Below are 25,762 nucleotides of genomic sequence, written 5' to 3'. Positions count from 1 at the left end.
AGTTATCGGTATAATATTATGAATTTAATTTAATCGTATAGTAAAAATTGTCGGAGGATGCAGATCATGGAACAGAGGGAATGGAAGACGCTCGTCGAGTTGGTGATGCATCGGGCTGTAGCTGAGCCGGAGCGGATAGCTTACACGTTTTTGCTGGAACATGGCCGGGAGGAACGCTGCAGCTATGGCGAGTTGGACGCGGCGGCGCGCGGGATGGCGGCCGTTTTGCAACAGCAACATACGGCTGGGCAGCGTGCCTTGCTGCTGTATCCGCCAGGGCTCGACTATTTGTACGCCTTTTTTGGATGTTTGTACGCTGGCATTCTGCCGGTGCCGGCCTATCCGCCGCGCTCGAACGGCCACTTGACCCGGTTGCAGGCGATCGTGGCCGATGCGCAGGCGTCGGCGGCGCTGACGACCCCGGAGATTCTGCAAGGAGTGCAAAGCCGCCTGGCCGAACTGCCGGGGCTTGCCAAGCTGGCTTGGATGGCTCCGGACCGGGAGACGGTGCGGATGCAACGGACGGCGTGGCAGCCGGTGCAAACGGAGCGCGCCAGTCTCGCGTTTTTGCAATATACATCGGGCTCGACGGCGCTGCCAAAGGGAGTCATGCTGACACATGAAAATTTATTGCACAATTTAGAATTAATGCAACAAAAATTCAGAACTTCCACCGACAGCCGCTGTGTGATCTGGCTGCCTCCCTACCATGACATGGGACTGATCGGCGGGATTCTGCAGCCGCTGTACACCGGTTACCCGGTGACGCTGATGGCGCCTGTCGATTTCATTCAAAAGCCGCTGCGGTGGCTGGAATTGATCACGGCGACGCGGGCGACCGTCTCCGGCGGGCCCAATTTTGCCTACGATCTGTGCGTGCAAAAAATCAGTCCGGAGCAACGGGATGGGCTTGATCTCTCCTCCTGGGAAGTGGCGTTTTCCGGTGCGGAACCGGTGCGGGCGGCGACGCTGGCCCGCTTTGCCGAGGTGTTTGGAAGCTGCGGTTTTCAGGAGCGGGCGTTTTATCCCTGCTACGGGTTGGCGGAAGGCACGCTGTTTGCGGCGGGCGGTGTCCAAGGGCAGGCCCCGGTGGTTCGCTCGTTCGCAGGGGCAGCTTTGCTTGAGAAATGCGCGGTTCCTGTGGCTGAGGAACAGGAAGGCGACCGTCGTCTGGTCAGCAGTGGACGGGCGCTGGAAAGCGGGCAGCGGATCATCATCGCCGATCCGCAGGGCGGCACAGCCTGCCCGGAGGGGCAGGTGGGCGAGATTTGGCTGTCCGGGCCGAGCGTGGCGCAAGGCTATTGGCAGCGCGAGGCGCAGACGGCCGAGACGTTCGGCGCGCGCCTGGCGGGTGCGGACGCGGCAGAAAGCACTTTTTTGCGCACCGGAGATCTGGGTTTTGTCTGGGAGGGCGAGCTGTATGTGACCGGCCGGCTGAAAGATCTGCTGATCTTGCGCGGGCGCAATTATTATCCGCAAGACATTGAACAGACGGTGCAAGAGAGCCATCCGGCGGTGCACAACGGCAACGGGGCGGCCTTTTCTGTCGAAGTGGACGGGGAGGAGCGGCTGGTGATCGTGCAGGAAGTGGAGCGCTCGCACCGCCGCTCCAATCTGGCGGAAGTGGCGGCTGAGATCCGCAAGCGCGTCTCGCAAGAGCACAGCCTGCAGGCGGCAGACATCGTGTTGCTCCGCCCGATGAGCATCCCGAAGACCACGAGCGGCAAAGTGCAGCGGCATGCCTGCCGCAATCGCTATCTGGAGCGGACGCTGGACGTGCTGTATGCCGACCGGCCGATCCTGACGCTGGAAACGGCAGCGACTGCCGAAGTGGCCGAAGAAGCGGTGCTGACGCGCGATGTGCTGGCTGACATGGATGAGCCTGCGCGCCGCCATGCCCTGACGTTGCTGTTGGCGCAGACGGCCGCGCGCGCAATGCGCGTGCCGCTGCAAGAGGTGTTGCAGGCCGGGTCGCTTGACCTGCTCGGCCTGGACTCGCTGATGGCGGCGGAGATCAAGCAGGAGCTGGAGGAGCGGTTGCACGTCAACCTGCCGTTCGCCCGGCTGCTCGGCGGGGCGAGCCTCGACGAGCTGGCCGGGGAGGTCGGAGCGCAGCTTATGCAGCGTGAGGACGGGGATGGGCGAATCGCAAATGAAGCGGAGGAGCTGCCAAGCGGAGCCGTTGCGCTGACGCACGGGCAGCGGGCGATGTGGCTCTTGCAGCGGATGGAGCCGCAGAGCGCCGCGTATCAGATCGCCAAAGCGGTGCGGGTGGGGCAGGCGCTGGATGCCGAACTGCTGGCAGTTGCGTTCGCCGAGCTGTGCAAACGCCATCCGCTGCTGCGCGCCGCGATGCAAGACGGGGCAGACGGCCCGGAGATGATGGTCCATGCAGAGCCTGTTGCGCCGTGGCAGGTGGAAGACGTTACGGGGCTGAGCGATGATGAACTGCGTTCACGCCTGCAGGAGGAGGCGGTGCGGCCGTTTGCCCTCGAAGGCGAGGCGCTGGTGCGGGCGCGGTTGTATCGGCGTGAGGACGAGCCGTCCGTTCTGCTGCTGATCCTGCACCACATCGTGTGCGATTTCTGGTCGCTCGGGCTGATGATGCAGGAGTTGACGGCGCTCTATGCGGCGCTGCGCGATGGAGCAGCGGCCGATCTGCCGGCGCCGAAGCGTTCGTTCGCCGGGTTTGCCAAGGAGCAGGCGCTGCGTCTGGCCGGATCGCGCCGGGAAGAGCTGGCCGCCTTTTGGCAGAGTCAGCTCGGTGCAGAGCTGCCGGTGCTCGACTTGCCGGCAGACTACCCGCGCCGGCCGGTGCAGACCCATCGGGGCAGCGCCCTGGCCTTTCGCTTCTCCGCAGAAGACAGCCTGCGATTGAAGGCATATGCGAAGCGGCAGGGTGTGACGATGAACATGCTGTTCCTCGCCGCCTATCTGTTGCTCTTGCACCGCTATACCGGACAGGAGACGGTGGCGGTCGGCACGCCGGCCGCCGGGCGCACCGGGCTGCAGGACGCCCGCACGATCGGCTATTTTGTCAATCCGGTGGTGCAGCGCGCCGATTTTGATGACCGCGAGCTGACGTTTGCCGGGTTGCTGGCCCAAGTGCGGCAGGGGGTGACGCTGTCGCTCGAACATCAGGACTTGCCGTTCCCGCTGCTCGTCGACCTGCTGCAGCCGAAGCGCGACCCGGCCCATCCGCCGCTCTTCCAGACGTTGTTTACGTATCAGACCTCCCCGCTGCGCGAGCTGCCGGGGCTGTCCGGCTGGGCGCTGGGACTGGACGGCGTCGCCGTGGACAGCGGAGAGCTGGCGCTGGAATCGTTCGCGCTGCCGCTGCAGACGGTCCAGTACGAACTGGAGCTGTCGGCGGCAGAGACGGAGGGAAGGTACTGCGGGGTGTTCGCCTACAACGCCGATCTGTATCTGCCGGAGACGGTCGAGCGCATGATGCAGTCCTACCAGCATCTGCTGCTGGCCGCAGTGGAAGAGGATGCATGCCCGGTCGGGGCTTTGCCGCTCTACAATGCCGAGCAGCAAGAGCAACTGCTGCTCGCCGGGCTGGGGGCGGAAACGATGCCGCAGGAACAGCGCTGGATGCATGCGCGGTTTGAGCGGCACGCGCAGAGCGCGCCGCAGCGCACGGCGCTCGTGTTTGAAGCGGAGACGCTGACCTATGCGGAGCTGAACGCGCGCGCCAACCGCTTGGCGCACCGCCTGCGGCGGCTGGGCGTCGGGGCGGAAACGCCGGTCGGTGTCTGCCTGCGCCGCTCGCCGGAGCTGCTCATCGCCTTGCTCGCCGTCTTGAAGGCGGGCGGGATGTATGTGCCGCTCGACCCGGATTATCCGGCGGAGCGCATCGCGTACATGCTGGCAGATTGCCGGGCATCGGTGGTGCTGACCACGGAAGATCTGCAAGCGCTCCTGCCGACTCCTGCCTGTGAGACGGTCTGCGTGGACAATCCCGCTGCGTTTTTGAGCGAACCGGCAGAGAATCTGCCGGCGGTGAGCACGGAGCAGGCCGCGTATCTGATCTACACGTCCGGTTCGACCGGGCGGCCGAAAGGGGTCGTGGTCACGCATGGCAACACCGCTCATTTTTACGCGGGCATGGACGAGCGGATCGGCTGCACGGCCAGCGATGCGCTGCTGGCGGTGACGAGCATCTGCTTTGACATCTCGGTCTTGGAACTGTTCTGGACGCTGGCTTCGGGCGCGAAAGTGATCCTCTTGTCGGAGCAGGAAGCGAAAGGCGCGGGCGGCGGACGGTACTCGTTGCAGAGCCAAGCCCGTGCGCACGGTGCCACGCTGCTGCAGTGCACGCCGTCGCTGGCCAGGCTGACGTTTGCCGACCATGAGACGGTGCAGGCGCTGCAAGGACTGCGGGCGCTGCTGCTCGGCGGCGAGGCGCTTTCGGCGCAACAGGCGGCTGATATTTGCAGTCGGCTGCCGGACGTGCAGCTGTTCAACATGTACGGACCGACCGAAGCGACCGTCTGGGCGGTGGCGCAGCGCGTGGCCGATGTGCAGGGCGCGATCCCGATCGGGCGGTCGCTGGCCGGCGTGCGGGCCTATGTGCTTGATGAGCGGCTGCAGCCGGTGCCGTTCGGGGTGGCCGGAGAGCTGCACCTCGGCGGCGCCGGGATTGCCCGCGGCTATTTTGGCCGGCCGGAGCTGACCGCCGAGCGCTTTTTGCCCGATCCGTTCGCCGACGGGCGGATGTACAAGACGGGGGATGCCGTGCGGATGAAGCGCGACGGCACGCTGGAATTTTTGGGGCGGCTGGATCAGCAGGTCAAGGTGCGGGGCTACCGCATCGAGCTGGAAGAGATCGAGCACGTGCTGGGCGAACATGAGCGGGTGCGCGAGGCGGTCTGTGCCGCTCAAGCGTCCTCGCTGGTCGCTTATGTCGTCGCCGAAGAGCGGGACGGCTTGCAGGTGGAGCTGTTCGAACTGCTCAAGCGCAGGCTGCCCGGCTACATGGTGCCCGACCATCTGCTGTTCCTCGAACGCCTGCCCCTGACGCCGAATGGCAAGACGGACAAAAAGGCGCTGCCTGTGCCCGCCTTGGATCGCTCGCGTGCGGCCGCGGTCTTTGCGCCGCCGGGGAATGAGACGGAGCGCCAGATCGCAGCGGCTTGGCAAGAGGTGCTCGGCAGCGCCCAAGTGGGGATCGACGATTCCTTTTTCGAAGTGGGCGGCAATTCGCTGAAGCTGGAGCAGGTGTACAGCCGCCTGCAGCCGATCCTGCCCAAGACGATCAGCATCGCCGATCTGTTCCGCTATCCGACCGTCCGGCTGTTGGCCGAGCGGATCGCAGCGAGCGGTGCTGAGCAGCAGGCAACGGCAGCAGAAGCGCAGGACCGGGGCAGTGCGCGCCGGGAAGCGATGCAGCGCAGAAGAGGCAAACGCTAGCTACAGGAGGGGAAAGACGTGGATCAATTTGCTGGAATCGACCGCAGTGCGGATCTCGCCATCGTCGGGATGTCGGGCCGTTTTCCACAAGCGGCCGATGTGGAGGAGTTTTGGAGCAATCTGTGTGCGGGGAAGCAGGGCATCACGCAGTTTACAGACGAGGAGCTGCTGGCAGCCGGCGTGGACGAAGCGCTGCTGCACAACCCCAATTATGTGAAAGCAGCTCCTGTGCTGCCGGATGCGGAAGGGTTTGACGCCGCCTTTTTCGGGTACAGCCCGCGGGAGGCGGAACTGCTCGATCCGCAACAGCGCCTGTTTTTGGAGGTCGCATGGGAAGCGCTGGAGCGGAGCGGCTGGGATGCGGAGCGCTATGACGGAAGGATCTCGCTGTACGCCGGGGCGGGGATGAACCGCTATCTGCTGCGCAATGTGCTGCCGAACCGCGCGCTGGTCGAATCGGCCGGCGAAGTGCCGATCATGGTCGCAGGCGACAAGGACTATCTCGCCACCCGCGCCGCCTACAAGCTGAACCTGAAAGGAGCGGCGGTCAGCGTCCAAACCGCCTGCTCGACCTCGCTGGTCGCGGTGCACCTCGCGTGCCAGAGCCTGCTCAGCATGGAGTGCGACATGGCGCTGGCCGGCGGTGTGACCGTCGCGGTGCCGCAGACGAGCGGATACCTGCACAGCGAAGGCGGCATGGTGTCGCGCGACGGGCGGGTCAAGCCGTTTGACGCGGCGGCAGACGGCACGGTGTTTGGCAGCGGCGCGGGCGTTGTCGTGCTGAAGCGCTATGAAGACGCGGAGGCGGACGGCGACACGATCTACGCCGTGATCAAAGGCTCGGCCGTCAACAATGACGGCGCGCGCAAAGTCGGATTTACCGCACCAAGCGCCGATGCGCAGGCGGCGGTGATCGAGGAGGCGCTGTCTGTCGCCGGGGTGGAGCCGGAGAGCATCGGCCTGCTGGAGACGCACGGCACCGGGACGGCGCTGGGCGATCCGATCGAGATCGCCGCGCTGACCGATGTGTTCACCGAGCGTCCGGACGGCTCGCCCTTGGTGCTGGGCGCTGTGAAGAGCAGCATCGGCCATCTCGACGCCGCTTCCGGCGTCACCGGACTGATCAAAGCGGTGCTGGCGCTGTATACCAAAACGCTGCCCGGCACGCTGAACTTCCAAACGCCGAGCCCGAAATTGAACTGGCCGAGCTGGTTTTGCATGGACACCGTCACACGCCCGTGGCCAGAGAGCAGTATGCCGCGCCGGGCCGGGGTGAGCTCGTTCGGCTTTGGCGGCACGAACGCGCATGTGGTGCTGGAAGAAGCGCCGCCTGCAGCAGAGGGGACGCCGGGGCGCCCCTATCAGCTGTTGGTGCTGTCGGCGAAAACGGCTTCTGCTTTGCAACATTCTGCCGACCGTTTGGTTGAGTATCTGGAACGTCAGCCGCAGATCCCGTTCGCCGATGCCGCCTACACGCTGCAGGTCGGGCGCAAAGCGTTCGCTCACCGGCTGGCGGTGGTCTGCCGATCGGCAGAAGATGCTGCGCGGACGCTGAAAGCGCGCGATCCGAAGCGGGTCTTCAGCTACCATCAGGATGCGCCGCGCAGCAAGACCGCCTTTTTGTTCCCCGGCACCGGCAGCCAATATCCTCAGATGGCGCGGGAGCTGTACGAGTCGGAAGGGGTGTTCCGCGCCGCGGTCGACCGCTGTGCGGAGCTGTTGATGCCGCTCACAGGCTACGATCTGCGGGACATCGTGTTTGCCGAGACGGGACGCTCGCTGTACGAGACCGAAGTGGCGCAGGTCGCCCTGTTTGTCATCGAGTACGCTTTGGGCGAGCTGCTGCTCTCCTTCGGCGTTCGCCCCGATGCGATGATCGGGCACAGCGTGGGCGAATATACGGCGGCGTGTCTGGCCGGTGTCTTTACGCTGGAAGAGGCGCTGCGCCTCGTCGCGCTGCGCGGACAGCTGTTTCACAAGATGGTGCCGGGCAAGATGCTAGCTGTCGCGCTGCCGGAAGCGGAAGCGGGCCGCTATGAGAGCGGCTCGGTCAGCCTCGCCGCCGTCAACGCGCCGGCGCAATGCGTGCTGTCCGGCGAGCCGGGTGAGATCGACCGGATCGCAGCCGAACTGGAACAACAAGGGGTGAAAGCCTCCCCCGTGCATCTCGACCGGGCAGGCCACTCGCCGCTGATCGACAGCATCCTGACAGACTTCCTGCAACTGGTCGGCTCGTTTGCTTTGCAAGCTCCGCAGATTCCGTTTATCTCCAACGTCACCGGGACGTGGATCACGGCGGAACAGGCGGTCGATCCGGACTATTGGGCGCGCCATTTGCGCGAAACGGTCCGTTTTGCTGAGGGGATGCAGACGCTGCTGGCTGCCGACAATCCGGTGCTGCTCGAAGTCGGGCCCGGCAAAACGCTGTCCGGGTATGCTGTGCAGAACAGCCCGGGCGCCACGGCGATCCCGTTGCTGCGCCATGTGAAAGAAGCGGAGTCGGACGTGGCTTTCTTGCTCGGCGCGCTCGGCAAATATTGGCTGTACGGAGGCACGGTCGACTGGGTGGCGTATGCCGCTTGCGAAGCGCGCCGCCGCGTCCCGCTGCCGACCTATCCGTTTGAACGCGTGCGGTATTGGGTGGAGCCGCTGAAGGGCGTACAGGCATTTGCAGCCTCCACAGTCGCGCCGGCGCGTCTGCCGTACGAGTGGTTCTATACGCCGGTCTGGAAACAGGTGCAGCCGGCCGTACAGCGCGCAGCAGCTCCGGAGCGTGTGCTGGTGATCGCGGAAGCAGGTCCGGAAAGCGCAGCGCTGATCCGGGCGCTGCAGGAGCGGGGCAGCGACGTGACCGCGCTGCAGCCGGGCGTGGAGCTGGAGGAAACCGCAGAAGGGTATGCTGCGCTGATCCGCGGACTGAAGCAGGACGGGCGCATCCCAAACGCCATCTTCCATCTCGGCGGATGGCGCAAGGAAGCGGCGGAACGCTTTGCAGACGCTGCCGGGCGCGGGCTGTTCCCACTCTTGTACCTCGCACAGGCGTTGGGCCGGGCGGCCGTCACCGCAGAGCTCGATCTGTGGGCGGTCGGCAGCGGCCTGGTGCAGGTCGACAGCCGCGATGTGCTCGTGCCGGAGCGTGCTGCAGTGCTTGGCGCGTGCAAAGTCATCCCGCAGGAGTACCGCAACATCACCTGCCGGGCGGTCGACATGCCGCTTTCTGAAAAGTCGGCCGCGCTGCTGGCGAACGAAGCGGCGGCGGGGAGCCCGGCGCGCCTGATCGCCTATCGCGGCGGCAAACGGCTGGTGCAGGAGCACGAAACGCTGGCTCCGTCCCACCTGCTTCCCGCACCGCGCCTGCGCGATAACGGCACCTATCTGATCACCGGCGGTTTCGGTTTCCTCGGGGCCAAAATCGGGCTGTGGCTGGCCGAACGCCTACCGGTCAACCTCGCGCTGCTCTCCCGCTCCGCAGCAGACGGAGCGCACGTCGCCGCGCTGGAGCGCCTTGGCGCCAACGTGCAGGTAATCGCCGCCGACGTCACCGACGAAGCGGCGCTCCAGGCGGCGTATGCGGCCGCCTGCGCGCGGTTCGGAGCGGTGCACGGCATTTTTCACGCCGCCGGCGTCAGCGGAGAGCGGGCGCTCGATCTGATTCCCGAGCTGACCGCGGCAGACGGCGACAAGCATTTTGGCCCGAAAGTGCGGGCGCTCTATGCGCTGGAGCGGCTGGTGCAGCAGCACCCGGTCGACTTTTGCCTGCTCGCTTCCTCGCTGGTCACCGTGCTCGGCGGACTGGGCACGGCGCTGTACACGGCGGCACACCAGTTCCTCGACGCGTTCGCCCTGCAGCAAAACGAGCGGGGGAGCGTGCCTTGGATCACGGTGAACTGGGATGCCAAGACGCTGGAACAGATCGGAGAAAGCTTGGAGCGCGCTTTGTCGCTCGATCCGGTCGTGCCGCTGGCCGCGTCGTATGACGATCTGGCGCAGGCGCTGAAGACGTGGACGACGTTCGAGACGGAGGCAACAGGTCAGGCGGCTCCGGAGGTCGCGGAGCTGACCCGGCATGCCCGTCCCCAGCTGCTGACCGCCTATGTTGCGCCGCGCGACGAGACGGAGCAGCGCATCGCCGAACAATGGCAGGAACTCTTGGGCATCGGGCAGGTCGGCGTGTACGACAACTTCTTTGATCTTGGCGGCAACTCGCTGCTCGCGACCAAGTTCGTGACCTGGCTGCGCGACGTGTTTGAGATCGACTTGTCCTTGCGCTTGCTGTTTGAAGCGAACACGGTGGCCGATGTGGCGGAGAAAGTGGAAGAACTATTGATCGAACAGATCTTGCAACAGACGGAGGGAAGATGATGGATAAAGGTCTGGATCGCGTGAAAAAACGGGCCGGGCTGACCCCTGAGCAGCAGCGGCTGCTGGAAGAGAGGCTGCGCGGCAAAACGGCGGCGGCCGAGCGCAAACCGCAGATTCCCAAGCGGCAGGAGGGTGGACCTGTGCCGCTTTCCTTTGCCCAGCGCCGGCTGTGGTTCTTGGACCGGCTGGAGCCGGGGAATCCCGCCTATAACATTTTGAATGCTGTCAGGCTGACCGGACAGCTCGATGCGGCGCTGGTGCGGGACAGCCTGCAAGCGGTCGTCGAGCGCCATGAAGCGCTGCGCACCGTGTTTGTGACCGTCGACGGGACGGCGCTGCAGCTTCCGGCTGCCGAGGCGGCGTTTCACTGGGCCGAAACCGATCTGACCCCGCTGCCTGCTGCGGCGCGGGAAGCGGAGATGCAGCGCCTGGCCACCTTGGAGGCAGGTCACTCTTTCGACTTGTCGGCCGGCCCGCTGCTGCGCGCCACGCTGCTGCGGATGGGGGAGCAGGAGCATGTGCTGTTCCTGATGGTGCATCATATCGCGGCGGACGGCTGGTCGCTCGACCTGCTGATCCGCGAGTTTGCCGTCTGCTATGAAGCGCTGGCGGCGGGACGGGTGCCGCAGCTCGACGAACTGCCCCTGCAGTACGCCGATTTTGCTGTGTGGCAGCAGGCGCAGGCGGGGCAGGCGGATGGCGAGCGGCTTGCCTATTGGAAACAACAGCTCGGGGGCGAACTGCCCGTACTGGAGCTGCCGACCGACCGTCCGCGTCCGCGCGTGCAGACGTATCGCGGCGCCCTGCACCGCTTTGCGCTGCCGCAGGAGGCGATCGCCCGGCTGGAGCAGCTCGGACGCGAAGAAGGGGCGACGCTGTACATGACCCTGCTCGCCGCTTTTAAGACCCTGCTCTACCGCTACACGGGGCAGACCGACCTGTTGGTCGGCTCGCCGATCGCCGGGCGCAGCCAAAGCGAGACGGCGGGGATGATCGGCGTGTTCGTCAACACGCTGGTCATGCGCAGCCAAGTCGAAGGCGGTCAGTCGTTCCGCTCGCTGCTGCGCGCGGTCAAAAACACGGCGCTCGACGCCTACGCCCATCAGGAGACGCCGTTTGAAGCGCTGGTCGATGAGCTTTTGAAAACGCGCAACACCGCCTATTCCCCCCTGTTCCAAGTGATGTTCGACCTGCTGAAGAACCCGGTCGCCGGCGCGCAGCTCGGCGGGCTGCAGCTGGAACTGATCCGCCTTGACCTCGGCGCGGCCAAATTCGACCTGACGTTCAACCTGCTGGAAGAGGCGGGCGGCGTATCCGGCACGATCGAATACAACGTTGACCTCTTCGACGCCGGGACGGCGGAGCGGTTTGCCGCGCACTATCAGGTGCTGCTGCAGGCGATCGCCGCCGGGCCGGACACCGCGCTCGACGAGCTGCCGATCATGGCGGCCGAGCTGGACGAAGCGGTGTTCACCGCGATGAACGACACGGTGCGCGACTACGAGCTGGACGAAACGCTGCTCGTGCCGTTTGCCCGCCAGGCGGAGGGACATCCTGACCGGCTGGCGCTGTGCGGCGCAGGCGGCGCGATGACCTATGGGGAACTGCACGCACGCTCCAATCAGATCGCGCAGCTGCTGCAGGCGCAGGGCATCGGGCGCGGTGATCTGGTCGGGCTGTTCATGACGCGGCAGACCGATCTGTTCTCCGCACTGTACGGCATTCTCAAGGCCGGGGCGGCCTATGTGCCGATCGACCCGGACTATCCGGTGGAGCGCGTGCGCTACATGGCGCAAGACAGCGGGATCAAAGCACTGCTCACCGAAGCGGCTCATCTTCCGGCAGCCCAAGATATGCTGGCCGGAACGGACGGGCTGCAGACGTTGGTCGTGCTGGGAGCAGCAGATGCGGCGGCGGTGCAGCCGGCCGGGAACGGCGCATCGTCGGTGCTGACCGAAGCGGATGTGCGCGTCCAGCCGGATGCAGCCCCTGATGCGATAAGCCAGCCCGATGATCTCGCCTACATGATCTACACGTCCGGCTCCACCGGCAACCCGAAAGGCGTGCGGATCACGCATCGCGCCATCGTCAACCGCCTGTGCTGGCATCAGGAGCAGTTTGCGGCCGTGCCGGACGATGTGGTGGCACAGCGCACGTCGGTCTGTTTTGACGTGTCAGTCTGGGAGCTGTTCTGGGCGCATCGCCACGGGGCCGCCGTGACGGTGATCCCGCCCGCAACGGTGAAAGACCCGTATGCGCTCTTGCGCCATCTGCAGGACGAGCAGGTGTCGGTGATCCATTTCGTGCCGTCTCTGTTCGCGATGTTCGCCGGGGTGATGAAACAGGTTGAAGCCGCCAAGCGCCAACTGCCCGCCTTGCGCTGGGTGATCACCAGCGGGGAAGCGCTGCCGGCGCCGACGGTGGGGCAGTGGTTTGACCTGTATCCGCAGGGGGCGAAGATCGCCAACCTCTACGGCCCGACCGAAGCGGCGGTCGACGTGTCCTGCTCGGTGCTGGAGGAGAAGCCTGCGGGCAACGTGCTGATCGGCAAGCCGATCGCCAACACCAGGCTGTATGTGCTGGACAAAGCCGGGCAGCGCTGTCCGGTCAACGTCAAAGGCGAACTGTACATCGCCGGCGTGCAGCTGGCAGAAGGGTATCACAACAAGCCGGAGCAGACGGCAGCCGCCTTCCTGCCGAACACGCAGGAGCCGGGCGGCCGGATGTACAAGACGGGCGACTTGGCGCGGGTGCTGCCTGATGGGAACATCGAGTACCTCGGCCGGATCGACTCGCAGGTGAAGGTGCGCGGCTTCCGCATCGAACTCGGGGAAGTGGAGCAGATGCTGGCCCGCCACGAGGCGGTGACAGCGGCGGCGGTGGTCACGCGCACCGGCCCGGACGGCAATTTGGAGCTGGCGGCGTTTTACACCTCGGAGGAAGCGCTGGCTCCGGCTGCGCTGAAGGAGTTTTTGCAAGCCAGGCTCCCGGCACATCTGCTGCCGGCCCATCTGGTGCTGCTGCCCCGGCTGCCATTATCCCCGAACGGCAAGATCGACCGCCGGGCCTTGCAACAGCACCCGGTGCAAGGAGCGGCCAAACCGCGCGGCAGAATGCCCGAGACCGAGCTGCAGCAAAAGGTGGCCGGGATCTGGGCGCGCGTCTTGGAGCGGGAGCAGGTCGGCCTCTACGACAACTTTTTTGACATCGGCGGTCATTCCCTGCTGCTGGTGCGCGTGCATGATCTGCTCCAAGCGGAGCTGCAGGCAGACGTGCCGATCGTCGAGCTGTTCCAGTACCCGACCGTCCACCTGCTCGCAGAAGAGATCGGGCGGCGCTCACAAGGAGCCGGTCAGACGAAACAGCGGGCCGCACACGCGCCGCAGGCGGCGGAAGAGCGCGACATCGCCATCGTCGGGATCGGTCTGCGCCTGCCCGATGCGGACGATGTGTATGAGTTCTGGGCGAACTTGACCGGGGGGCTGGAGTCGGTGCGCGAGATTGCCGACGAAGAGCTGGAAGCTGCGTGGTTCCATCAGGACCCGGCGGCAAGGCGCAAACTGGTGCGCTCCGGCGCGTTTTTGGAAGATATCGATCAGTTTGACGCAGCGTTTTTCGGTATTTCTGCGCAAGAAGCGCGGCTGCTCGACCCGCAGCACCGGATCTTTCTGGAATGCGCCTATCAGGCGATGCAGAACGCCGGTTACGACCCGCGCGCGATGCCGGGCCGGGTCAGCTTGTACGCCGGCGCTTCGCCGTCGCAGTATCTGCCGGCGATGTACGGCTCGTCGGTCAGCGAGATCTATCAGGCGTCGACCGCCAACCAGCCGCGCTTTTTGCCGACCCGCGTCTCGTACAAGCTGAATCTGACCGGGGAGAGCATCGCCGTCGACACGGCCTGCTCGACCTCGCTGGTCGCCGTTCATCTGGCGTGCAAAAGCCTGCTCGGCGGCGATACGGACTACGCGCTGGCCGGAGGTGTGGCGATCAGCGTGCCGCAGAAGACCGGGTATGTCTATGAGCCGAACTTCATCCTGTCGGCCGACGGGCATGTCCGCGCGTTCGACAAGGACGCGTCAGGCACGGTGCCGGGCAACGGCTGCGGCGTCGTGCTGCTGAAGCGCCTGCAGGATGCGGAGCGCGACGGGGACGCGATCTATGCGGTGATCAAAGGCACAGCGCTGAACAACGACGGCAACGTGAAGATCGGCTACACCGCTCCTTCGATTGGCGGCCAGGCGGAAGTGATCCGCATGGCGCAGGAGGCGGCCGGTGTGCACCCGGAGAGCATCACCTATTTGGAAACGCACGGCACCGGCACACAGCTGGGCGATCCGATGGAGATCCGCGCCTTGACGGAGGTGTTTGCGGCCGGGACGGAGCGCCGTCAATTCTGCGCGCTGGGGTCGGTGAAGACGAACATCGGCCATCTCGACACGGCGGCCGGTATCGCCGGGCTGATCAAAGCGGCGCTGGCCGTCAAGCACGGGGTGATTCCGCCGAGCTTGAACTATCGGAAGGAGAACCCGCAGATCGACTTTGCCAACACGCCGTTTTATGTGAATGAAGCGCTTGCGAAATGGGAGACGGACGGCAGTCCGCGCCGCGCCGGCGTGTCCTCGTTCGGCATCGGCGGCACCAACGCGCATGTGATCTTGGAACAATCGCCGGAAAGGAGCGCACCACTTGTGAAAGACCGAAGCCATCATCTGTTCCCGCTCTCGGCAAACAGCGAAGCGGCTGTGCGCCAGGCGGCGTCCAACCTGCTGCGCCATCTGGAGCGCGAACCGGCACAACGCCTCGGCGACCTCGCCTATACGCTGCAGACCGGGCCGGTGTTCCCGCACCGGTTCGCACTGTCCGCGGGCAGCCGGGAGCAGTTGGCCGCACAGTGTGCCGCTCTGGCCGAACACGGGGCGGAGATCGCCGAAGCCAATTTGGCTCCGGGCGCCAAAACGGCGTTTCTTTTCACCGGACAAGGATCGCAGCACAGCGGCATGGGGCGTGAACTGTACGCTTCCTCCGACGTGTTCCGTCGCGCGCTCGACGAGTGTGCGGCCCTGCTGGAGGGAGAATTGGAACGCGGGCTGCTCGACTATCTGTTTGATCCGGCCTTTGAACAAGAGCTGCAAGAGACGCACATCACGCAACCGGCCTTGTTCGCGCTGGAATATGCGCTCGCTCAGCTGCTGTTCTCCGCTGGCATCCGGCCTGATGTACTGATCGGGCACAGCTTGGGCGAATATGTGGCGGCCTGCCTGTCCGGGGCGCTCACGCTTGCCGATGCCTTGAAGCTGGTGGCGGCGCGCGGCCGCATGATGCGCGACCTCTGTCCGCGCGGCGCAATGGTGTCGGCAAGGATCGGCGTGATGAACGCGCTCTGTGCGCTGAAGGGGCTGACCCGCGTGTCGATCGCAGCGGTGAACAGCACCTCGGAGATGGTGTTCAGCGGCGACATCGCCGAGGTCGAGACGCTGTGCGCCCGGCTGGAGCAGGAAGGCACCGCGTTTAAACGGCTGCCGGTGTCGCATGCGTTCCACTCGCCGCTGATGGAGCCGATGCTGGAAGCGTTTGAAAAATTCGCCTCGGGCATCGAGTTCAAGCCGCTGCAGATTCCGCTCATCTCCAACCTGAACGGAGCGAAGCTGGAAGGGACGGTGCTTACGGCCGCCTACTGGGTGCAGCATCTGCGCGAGGCGGTGCAGTTTGAAAAAGGGCTGCACCTGCTGTCGACCACGGATGACATCGGCGTGCTGCTGGAAGTCGGCCCGCATCCGGTCTTGACGCGGCTGGCGGCAAAAGTCTGCCGCCGCGACCAGATCGCCGTCGGGACGTTGCAGCGGGGCCAGGATGACTGGCAGGCGCTCTTGTCACAGCTTGGCGAACTGTGGGCGCGCGGCTATGCGCTGGATTTCCCGGCGCTGGATCGCGAGTATCCGCGCCGTCGCGTGCATGTGCCGACCTATCCGTTCCAGCGGAAATCCTATTGGATTCACACCGACCGCCTGCCGCAGACGGCACAACTGACCTCTGCCCATGCAGAAGCGGCAGTGACGCTGACGGCGGAACTGACGCCGGAGCGGCGCAAGACGTTCGCGACCGCTGCCGAACAGCAACTGGCCCAGCTCTGGGAGGAACTGCTCGGCGCAGGCGACCTGCAGCGCCAGAGCGACTTTTTCCGGCTCGGCGGCGATTCGCTGTCGGTGATCCAATTGCAGACCCGTCTGCGCGATCGTCTGGGCATCGAAGCGGAGTACAAAGACCTTTTTGCCCACAGCACGCTGGAAGCGCAGGCAGCCTACCTCGACCGCCTGCAGGGGCAAGGCGGGGAACTGGTGATCCCGTCTTTGCCGGAGCGGTCGCACTACGAGCTGTCGTTCGCGCAGCAGCGCTTGTGGTTCTTACACCAGTTGGAGCCGGAGAGCACGGCGTACCACATTCCGGCTGCGATGAAGCTGAGCGGCCGTCTGGACCGACACGCGTTGCAGCGCGCGCTGGCGACGCTTGTCGAGCGCCATGAGTCACTGCGCACGACGTTTGCGACGGTGAAGGAGCGCCTGGTGCAGGTGATCGCCGAACGGGCGGAGATCGACCTGCCGGAGATCGACCTGCAAGGCGTTGCCGATCAGGAGCTTGAGCTGCGGCGGCTGGCTCGCGAGACGGCAGAAGCGCCGTTCGATCTGGCCAAGGCACCGCTTTTGCGCCTGCGCCTGCTCAAGCTGAGCGGGGAGGAGCACGTGCTCCTGTTCACCGTCCACCACATCATCTGGGACGGCTGGTCGTTCCACATCTTCCTGCGCGAGCTCGCCGAGCTGTACGGCGCTAATGCGGAAGGTAAAGCGCTCGCCCTGCCGCCGCTTGCTGTTCGCTATGCCGATTACGCGGCGTGGCAGAAACAGTGGCTGGCAGGCGGCGTGCTCGACGAGCAGCTGACCTTCTGGAAGCAGCAGTTGCAAGGTGATCTGCCCGTGCTGCAATTGCCGCTCGACCATCCGCGCCCGCCTGTGCAGACCACGCGCGGCGAGACGCTGGAATTTACCATCCCCAAAGCGCTTTCGGAGGAAATCGGCGCTTTGAGCCGGGAAGCGGGCGCCACGCTGTACATGGGCTTGCTGACCGCCTTCAAAGCGCTGCTTAGCCGGTATACCGGGCAGGAGGACATCCTGGTCGGCTCAGCGGTGGCCGGACGCAAAGCGCGGGCGGTGGAAGACCTGATCGGCTTTTTCGTCAATACGGTCGTTTTGCGCAGCGATCTGACGGGGCGGCCGAGCTATCGCGAACTGCTCACCCGCGTGCGCGATGTGACCCTCGATGCGCTGGCGCATCAGGATGTGCCGTTTGAGCGGCTGGTCGACGAGCTGCAGCCGGTGCGCAGCATGAGCCATGCGCCGCTGTTCCAAGTGATGTTCGACCTGCAAAATGCGCCGACCGCCCGGCTGGAACTGCCGGAACTGGCGTTTGAACCGCTGTCGATCGACAGCGGTGCGGCGATGTTTGATCTGACCGTCAACCTGAAAGAGCGGGAGCACGGGGTGACCGGCCAGCTGGAATATAACGCCGATCTGTTTGAGCGGGCGACGATCGAGCGGATGATCGGCCATTACCTGGAGCTGTTGGCGGCAGCTGCCGAATCGCCCGACGCGCCGCTGGTCAGCCTGCCGCTGCTGACCGCCGAAGAGCGGCAGCAGATGCTGGTCGAGTGGAACGACACCCGCGTGGAGTTCCCTGAGGACATCTGCCTGCACCACTTGTTTGAAGAGCAGGCGGCGCGCACGCCGGACCTGATCGCCGCTGTCTATGGCGAGCAGGAGTTGACCTATCGAGAGCTGGAGCGACGTTCCAACCAACTGGCCCATCATCTGCAAGCGATGGGCGTCGGCCCGGATACGCCGGTCGGCGTGTGCGTCGAGCGCTCGCTGGAGCTGGTCGTCGCCTTGGTCGGTGTGCTGAAAGCGGGCGGCGCCTTCGTCCCGGTGGACACAGAAGCGCCGCAAGACCGCATCGGTCAACTGCTGGAGGAAGCGCAGGCTGAGGTATGCCTGACACAGTCTCATCTCATGAGCGGACTGCCGGAGGAACGGTCCCGCTATGTCTGCCTCGACAGCGACTGGGCTGAGATCGCAACGCATCCGGCAGACAAACCGCACAGCGCGGTGCAGCCGCACCATCTGGTCTCGATCTACTACACCTCCGGCTCGACCGGCAAGCCCAAAGGCGTCGCCAACGAACACCGCGGCTGGGTCAACCGGATGATCTGGAACCAAAAGGAGCACGGACTGCAGGCGGGCGAGACCGTGTTGCAAAAAACGACGCTTACCTTCGACGACTCGGCGGTGGAGTTCTTCTGGCCGCTGATGACCGGCGGACGCATCGCCCTGCTTGAGCCGGGCCTGCACCGCGATCCGAAAGCGATCCTCGAAGCGGCAGTCCAGACGCAGGCGGTGCTGATCCAGTTCGTGCCGAGCGTGCTGCGCCTGTTCCTCGAAGCGGTCACGCCGGAGGATGAACAGCGGCTCTCCGCGCTGCGCAGCGCCGTCTCCAGCGGGGAGGCCTTGCGCCCAGAGCTGTGGCAGCTGTTCCAAGAGCGCCTGCCCGGACGCAAGCTGTACAACCTGTGCGGCGCGACCGAAGTGTCGATCGACTCGACAGTGCACCTGTGCACAGCGGATGATCTCCACGGCGAGATCGTATCGATCGGCAAGCCGTTTGCCAACAACACGCTCTACATCTTGGATGCCAACCGCCAGCCGGTTCCGGTCGGCGTGATCGGCGAGATTTACTACGGCGGCGTCGGGTTGGCGCGGGGCTATTGGAACCGTCCTGACCTGACGGAACAAGCCTTCCTGCCGAACCCGTTCGAGCCGGGCACCCGCCTGTACAAGACGGGAGACCGCGCGTACTTCCGACCGGACGGCGCGGTGCAGTTCCTTGGCCGCAACGACGACCAGGTGAAGATTCGCGGCGTGCGCGTCGAGCCGGGCGAAGTAGAAGTGGTGCTGGCCGCCCATCCGTCTGTCGCGCACACCGTCGTCATGGCGCGGGAAGACGCGCCGGGCGAGAAGCGCCTCGTCGCCTATGTGGTGGCAAACGCAGCGACTCCGCCGACCAGCGGCGACCTGCGCCGCTACCTGAAAGACAAGCTGCCCGAGTACATGGTGCCGTCCATCTTCGTGCTGATCGAGACGATGCCGCTCACACCAAACGGCAAAGTCGACCGCCAAGCGTTGCCCGCACCGGAGCCAGACCAGATCGACCGCGCCGCCTATGTCAAGCCGGGCACGGAAGCGGAGCAAAAGGTCGCCGCGATCTATGCGGACGTGCTGAACGCAGAGCGCGTCGGCGCCCAAGACCACTTTTTCGAACTGGGCGGCCACTCGCTCATGGCGGCGCAAGTGATCGCGCGCCTGCACGATGCGTTTGGCATCCGCATTCCGCTGCGCACCTTGTTCGAAGCTCCGGCGGTGGCGGAGCTCGCCATGCGGATCGAAGAGCTGCAAGGCGAAGAAGGCGCACAGCAGATCCTGCTTCCGGAGATCCGGAAAGCGCCGCGCAACGAGCCGGTGCCGCTGTCCTTCGCGCAGCAGCGCCTGTGGCTGCTCGACGCGCTGCTCGAGGAGGGCCACGCCTACAACATTCCGTTTGCGATCCGACTGGAAGGCGAGCTGGATGTGCAGGCGCTCGAACGGGCCGTGTCGGAGCTGATCGGCCGCCATGAAGTGCTGCGCACCAGCTTTGACGTGCAGGACGGCCAGCCGGTACAGGTGATTGGCCCGGCCTTGCCGTACGCGTTGACCCCGCAGGTCGTGGGCGAGGAAGAGATCGCCGGGATCGTGCAGGAGGAGGAGCAGCATCTGTTCGACCTCCGCACCGGCCCGCTGGTTCGCTTCCGCCTGCTGCAAACGGGCAGGCAGGAACACGTGTTGCTGTTCAACATCCACCACATCATTTCGGACGGCTGGTCGTCCGGCGTGATGGTGCGGGAAGTGTCCGCCCTGTATCGGGCGTTTGCCAACGAGGCGCTGTCGCCATTGGCCGACCTGCCCGTGCAGTACGCCGACTATGCGGTATGGCAGAAAGAATGGCTGGCTGCCGGCGTCCTCGACGACCAGCTGAGCTATTGGAAACAGCGTCTCGGCGGAGAGCTGACCGTGCTGCAGCTGCCGACGGACCATCCGCGCCCGGCGCGCCAAACGCATCGCGGCGCCACCGTCTCTTTTGCGCTGTCTGAAAAGCTGACCGCCGGGCTGAAGGAGCTGTCCCGCCGCCATGATGCCACCTTGTATATGACCTTGCTCGCCGCTTTCCAGACCTTGCTCCACCGCTGGAGCGGGCAGAGCGACATCGTTGTCGGCACGCCGGTGGCGGGGCGGAACAAGCGCGAGTTGGAAGAGCTGATCGGCTTTTTCGTCAACACGCTAGTCATGCGCACCGACCTGTCGGGCAATCCGGCGGTCGGGGAACTGCTGAGCCGTGTCCGGAAGACGGCGCTCGGCGCTTTTGCCCATCAGGACGTGCCGTTCGACAGCCTGGTCGAAGAGCTGCAGCCGGAGCGCGACATGAGCTTGTCGCCCCTGTTCCAAGTGATGTTCGTGCTGCAAAACACGCCGATGCCAAAACAAGAACTGGCCGGCGTGCGCGTCTCGCCTGTGCAGATCGCCCCGACGATCGCCAAGTTCGACCTGACGCTGACGATGGAAGAGCGGGGGCGAGCGCTTGTCGGTTCGTTCGAATACAACTCCGATCTGTTCGAAGCGGCGACGATCCAGCGCATGACCGGACACTTGCTGAACGTGCTGGAAGGATTTGTCCGGCAGGAGGCGCTGACCGTCGGCGACCTGCCGCTGCTGACCGCCGAAGAGCGGCAGCAGATGCTGGTCGAGTGGAACGACGCCCGCGTGGAACTCCCCGAGGACATCTGCCTGCACCACCTGTTTGAAGAGCAGGTGGCGCGCACGCCCGACCTGATCGCCGCAGTCTACGGCGAGGAGGAGTTGACCTACCGAGAGCTGGAGCAACGCGCCAACCAGCTGGCCCATCATCTGCAAGCGATGGGCGTCGGCCCGGACGTGCCGGTCGGCGTGTGCGTCGAGCGCTCGCTGGAGCTGGTCGTCGCCTTGGTCGGTGTGCTGAAAGCGGGCGGCGCCTTCGTCCCGGTGGACACAGAAGCGCCGCAAGACCGCATCGGTCAACTGCTGGAGGAAGCGCAAGCGGCAGTGTGTCTGACGCAGTCGCATCTCATGAGCGGACTGCCTTCGGAGCGCGCCCGCTATGTCTGCCTCGACAGCGACTGGGCTGAGATCGCAACGCATCCGGCAGACAAACCGCACAGCGCGGTGCAGCCGCACCATCTGGTCTCGATCTACTACACCTCCGGCTCGACCGGCAAGCCCAAGGGCGTCGCCAACGAACACCGCGGCTGGGTCAACCGGATGATCTGGAACCAAAAGGAGCACGGGCTGCAGGCGGGCGAGACCGTGTTGCAAAAAACGACGCTTACCTTCGACGACTCGGCGGTGGAGTTCTTCTGGCCGCTGATGACCGGCGGACGCATCGCCCTGCTTGAGCCAGGGCTGCACCGCGATCCGAAAGCGATCCTCGAAGCGGCAGTCCAGACGCAGGCGGTGCTGATCCAGTTCGTGCCGAGCGTGCTGCGCCTGTTCCTCGAAGCGGTCACGCCGGAGGATGAACAGCGGCTCTCCGCGCTGCGCAGCGCCGTCTCCAGCGGGGAGGCCTTGCGCCCGGAGCTGTGGCAGCTGTTCCAAGAGCGCCTGCCCGGACGCAAGCTGTACAACCTGTGCGGCGCGACCGAAGTGTCGATCGACTCGACGGTGCACCTGTGCACAGCGGATGATCTCCACGGCGAGATCGTGTCGATCGGCAAGCCGTTTGCCAACAACACGCTCTACATCTTGGATGCCAACCGCCAGCCGGTTCCGGTCGGCGTGATCGGTGAGATTTACTACGGCGGCGTCGGGTTGGCGCGGGGCTATTGGAACCGACCTGACCTGACGGAACAAGCCTTCCTGCCGAACCCGTTCGAGCCGGGCACCCGCCTGTACAAGACGGGCGACCGCGCGTACTTCCGCCCGGACGGCGCGGTGCAGTTCCTTGGCCGCAACGACGATCAGGTGAAGATCCGCGGCGTGCGCGTCGAGCCAGGCGAAGTAGAAGTGGTGTTGGCCGCCCATCCGTCTGTCGCGCACACCGTCGTCATGGCGCGTGAAGACGCGCCGGGCGAGAAGCGCCTCGTCGCCTATGTGGTGGCAGACGCAGCGACTCCGCCGGCCAGCGGCGACCTGCGCCGCTACCTGAAAGACAAGCTGCCCGAGTACATGGTGCCGTCCGTCTTCGTGCTGATCGAGACGATGCCGCTCACACCAAACGGCAAAGTCGACCGCCAAGCGCTGCCCGCACCGGAGCCAGACCAGATCGACCGCGCCGCCTATGTCGAGCCGGGCACAGAAGCAGAGCAAAAGGTCGCGGCGATCTATGCGGACGTGCTGAACGCAGAGCGCGTCGGCGTCCAAGACCACTTTTTCGAACTGGGCGGCCACTCGCTGATGGCGGCGCAAGTGATCGCGCGCCTGCACGATGCGTTTGGCATCCGCATTCCGCTGCGCACCTTGTTCGAAGCTCCGGCGGTGGCGGAGCTCGCCATGCGGATCGAAGAGCTGCATGGCGAGGAAGGCGCACAGCAGATCCTGCTCCCGGCGATTCAGAAAGCGCCGCGCAACGAGCCGTTGCCGCTGTCCTTCGCACAGCAGCGGATGTGGGTGATCGACCGGGTGCTGCCGGGCAGTGCGGCGTACAACATTCCGTTCGCGCTGCGCCTGCAAGGCACCGTCGACACAGCAGCTCTGGAGCGGACGATCCACGAGATTATGTCCCGTCATGAAGCGCTGCGCACCACCTTCCGCGAAGTGGACGGCAGGCCGGTGCAGGTGATCGGCGCTGCACAGCGGCAGACACTGCCGATCCGCGATCTGCAGAGCATCGCGCCGACCGAACGGGAAGCGGAAGCGCTGCGCCTGATCCAAGCGGAGGCACAGACCGCCTTTGATCTGGAAAAAGGGCCGCTGTTGCGCTTCCAACTGCTGCAACTGAGCGGTGCGGAGTTCATCCTGCTGCTCAACTTCCATCACATCGTGTCGGATGGCTGGTCGACCGGCGTTCTGGTGCAGGAATTCCAGTTGCTGTACAGCGCCTTCGCAACAGGCGAAGCGCCGCAACTCGCCGAGCTGCCCGTGCAATACGCCGACTATGCGGTCTGGCAGCGCGATCATCTGCAAGGGGAGCTGCTGACTGCGCAGCTCACCTACTGGAAGCAAGCGCTGTCCGGTCTGGAGCCGCTGCAGCTGCCGGCCGACCGGCCGCGCCCGCCGGTGCTGTCGCATCGCGGCGCGAAAGTCTTGTTCACGCTCCCGCAGGAGCTGACTGAGCAAGTCAAAGCCTGGAGCCGCACGCAGGATGTCACGCTTTACATGACTTTGCTCGCTGCCTTCCAGACCTTGCTGCACCGCTACAGCGGCCAAGAGGAGATCGCGGTCGGCACGCCGGTCGCGGGACGCAGCCGCCGCGAACTGGAACCGCTGATCGGGTTTTTCGTCAACACGCTGGTCATGCGCACGCAGTTTGCCGAAGATGTTTCGTTTGCCGCGCTGGCCGGGCAGGTGCGCGAGACGGTGCTCGGCGCGTTTGCCCATCAGGATCTGCCGTTCGAACGATTGGTCGAAGAGCTGCAGCCGGAGCGCGATCCGAGCCGTTCGCCGCTGTTCCAGGCGATGTTTGTGCTGAACGCGCCGCTGCAGCAGGCCGAGCTTCCGGAGCTTGTGTTGACGCCGCTCGAAGTGGACAACGAAACGGCCAAGTTCGAGCTGACCTTGACGCTGCAGGAGACGGCTGCGGGCATGAGCGGTTCGTTTGAGTACATGGCCGACCTTTTCGATGCCGGCACGATCGAACAGATGGGCCGTCATTTCCAGACCTTGCTGCACAGCATCGTGCAGGGCGGGGAGGAGGAGGTGTCCCGGCTGCCGCTGCTGACCGTTGCGGAAGCGGAGAGCCTGCTTGGCCAGCATCAAGCGGACGTCGCAGCCGAGCTGCCTTTCGCGACGGTGCAATCGGCGTTCGAAGCACAAGTGCGCGCCACGCCGGAGCGCCTGGCTGTCAAGTTGGGGCAGCACACGCTGGCCTATGCCGAGCTGAACGCGGCGGCCAATCGACTGGCCCGCCACCTGCAAGCGCACGGCGTGCAGCCGGGCGATCGGGTCGCCCTGTGCGCCGAGCGTTCGGTTGAGCTGATCATCGCAATGCTGGCGATCCTCAAGTCGGGCGCAGCGTACGTGCCGCTCGACGTGTCCTACCCGGCAGAACGTCTGGGCTTCATGCTGGAAGACACCGGGGCGAAGCTGCTGCTGACTCAGGCGCAGCTCGCCGCGAGCCTGCCGCAGCACGATGTCGAGGTGCTGCCGCTCGAACAGGCGCTGCAAGCATCGGCCCTGGAAGACAGCGCCGACCTTGAACTGGCGCTGAGCGGGGAATCGCTCGCCTACGTGATGTACACGTCCGGCTCGACCGGGCAGCCCAAAGGCGTGCTGACACCGCACCGCGGCATTGTACGCCTGGTCAAAGCGAGCGACTATGTACAGTTTGCCGCCGAAGACGTGTTCCTGCAGTTCGCGCCGGTCGCGTTTGACGCATCGACGTTTGAGATCTGGGGGGCGCTGTTGAACGGAGCGCTGCTCGTCGTCTATCCGCCGGAGCAGGCGTCGCTGCAAGAGCTGGGTCAATTTTTGCAACGGGAACAGGTCACGACGCTGTGGCTGACCGCAGGCTTGTTCCACCAGATGGTCGAGCATCAGCTGGACGGTCTGAAAGGGATTCGCCAACTGCTGGCGGGCGGCGACGCCTTGTCCTTGCCGCACGTTCAGCAGGCGCTGAAGGTGATCGACGGCCGTCTGGTCAACGGCTACGGCCCGACGGAGACGACGACGTTCGCCTGCTGTCATGTGATGACCAAGCCGGAAGAGGCGGGGCAGAACTCGGTGCCGATCGGCCGGCCGATCGGTCATACGGAAGTCTATGTGCTCGACCGCCATCTGCGCCCGGTGCCGGCCGGTGTGACCGGAGAGCTGTACATCGGCGGGGCCGGGCTCGCTCACGGCTACCTGAACCGACCGGAGCAGACCGCGCAGGCTTTTGTGCCGCATCCGTTCCGCACCGGCGCCAAGCTGTACAAGACGGGCGATCTGGTGCGCCTGCTTCCCGACGGCACGCTGCAATTTGCCGGACGCGCCGACAAGCAGGTGAAGATCCGCGGCTTCCGCATCGAGCCGGGCGAGATCGAAGCGGCGCTGGCGAGCCATCCCGCCGTGCAGAGCGCGCTGGTGACGGTGCGCGAAGACGAGCCGGGACAGAAGCAGCTCGCCGCGTATCTGGTCGCCGCCGGGGAGAGCCTGCCTGACGCCGCAGTGCTGCGCAGTCACCTCGAGGGGCTGCTTCCGGCCTATATGATCCCGCAGGCTTGGGTGAAGCTCGATGCCATTCCGCTCACGCCAAACGGCAAAGTCGACTTGCGCGCTTTGCCGGCGCCGCAGGAAGCGGAGCAACTGGCCAGCCGCCGCCCGTATCTGGCGCCGCGCACGAAGACGGAAGAACGGCTGGCCGCGCTGTGCGCCGGGCTGCTCGGGGTGGAGCAGGTCAGCGTGGAGGACAGCTTCTTCGACCTCGGCGGTCACTCGATGCTCGGCATCCAGCTGATCACCCGGGTGCGCCAGGAATTTGGCGTCGACCTGCCGATGCGCGACCTGTTCATGACGCCGACCGTCGCTCAGCTCGCTCCAGTGATCGAGCAGTTGCAGCAAGCCGGATCGCCGTCGACAGCCGCGCCGAAGATCGCCGCCCGCAAACGGCAGGCGCGGACGATCCAAGGCGACCAGCTATAGAGAGAAAGATAGAAAGATAGAGAGACAGAGAGAAAGAAGGG

General features: G+C 65.2%; 3 protein-coding genes. All 3 read left to right on the top strand.

The window, feature by feature from the left end:
• The first annotated feature begins 66 nt into the window (after positions 1–66).
• The 3 genes from EV586_RS02590 to EV586_RS02580 are packed head-to-tail and all read left to right on the top strand — an operon-like array spanning position 67 to position 25,721.
• Positions 67–5,415, top strand: coding sequence for a non-ribosomal peptide synthetase (locus EV586_RS02590; RefSeq protein ID WP_165898183.1), 5,349 nt, complete (start codon positions 67–69; stop codon positions 5,413–5,415).
• 18 nt (positions 5,416–5,433) lie between these two features.
• Positions 5,434–9,777, top strand: a complete 4,344-nt coding sequence (locus EV586_RS02585; RefSeq protein WP_132943505.1) for a type I polyketide synthase — start codon at positions 5,434–5,436, stop codon at positions 9,775–9,777.
• Positions 9,777–25,721, top strand: a complete 15,945-nt coding sequence (locus EV586_RS02580; RefSeq protein WP_165898182.1) for a non-ribosomal peptide synthetase/type I polyketide synthase — start codon at positions 9,777–9,779, stop codon at positions 25,719–25,721. Before EV586_RS02585 ends, EV586_RS02580 begins: the two co-directional genes overlap by 1 nt.
• The last annotated feature ends 41 nt before the right edge of the window (positions 25,722–25,762 follow it).

Origin of the sequence: Tumebacillus sp. BK434 (assembly GCF_004340785.1) — a bacterium.
Lineage (GTDB): Bacteria > Bacillota > Bacilli > Tumebacillales > Tumebacillaceae > Tumebacillus_A.
Note: the sequence above shows the minus strand (reverse complement) of the source record. Positions and strands in the feature narration are given on the sequence as shown.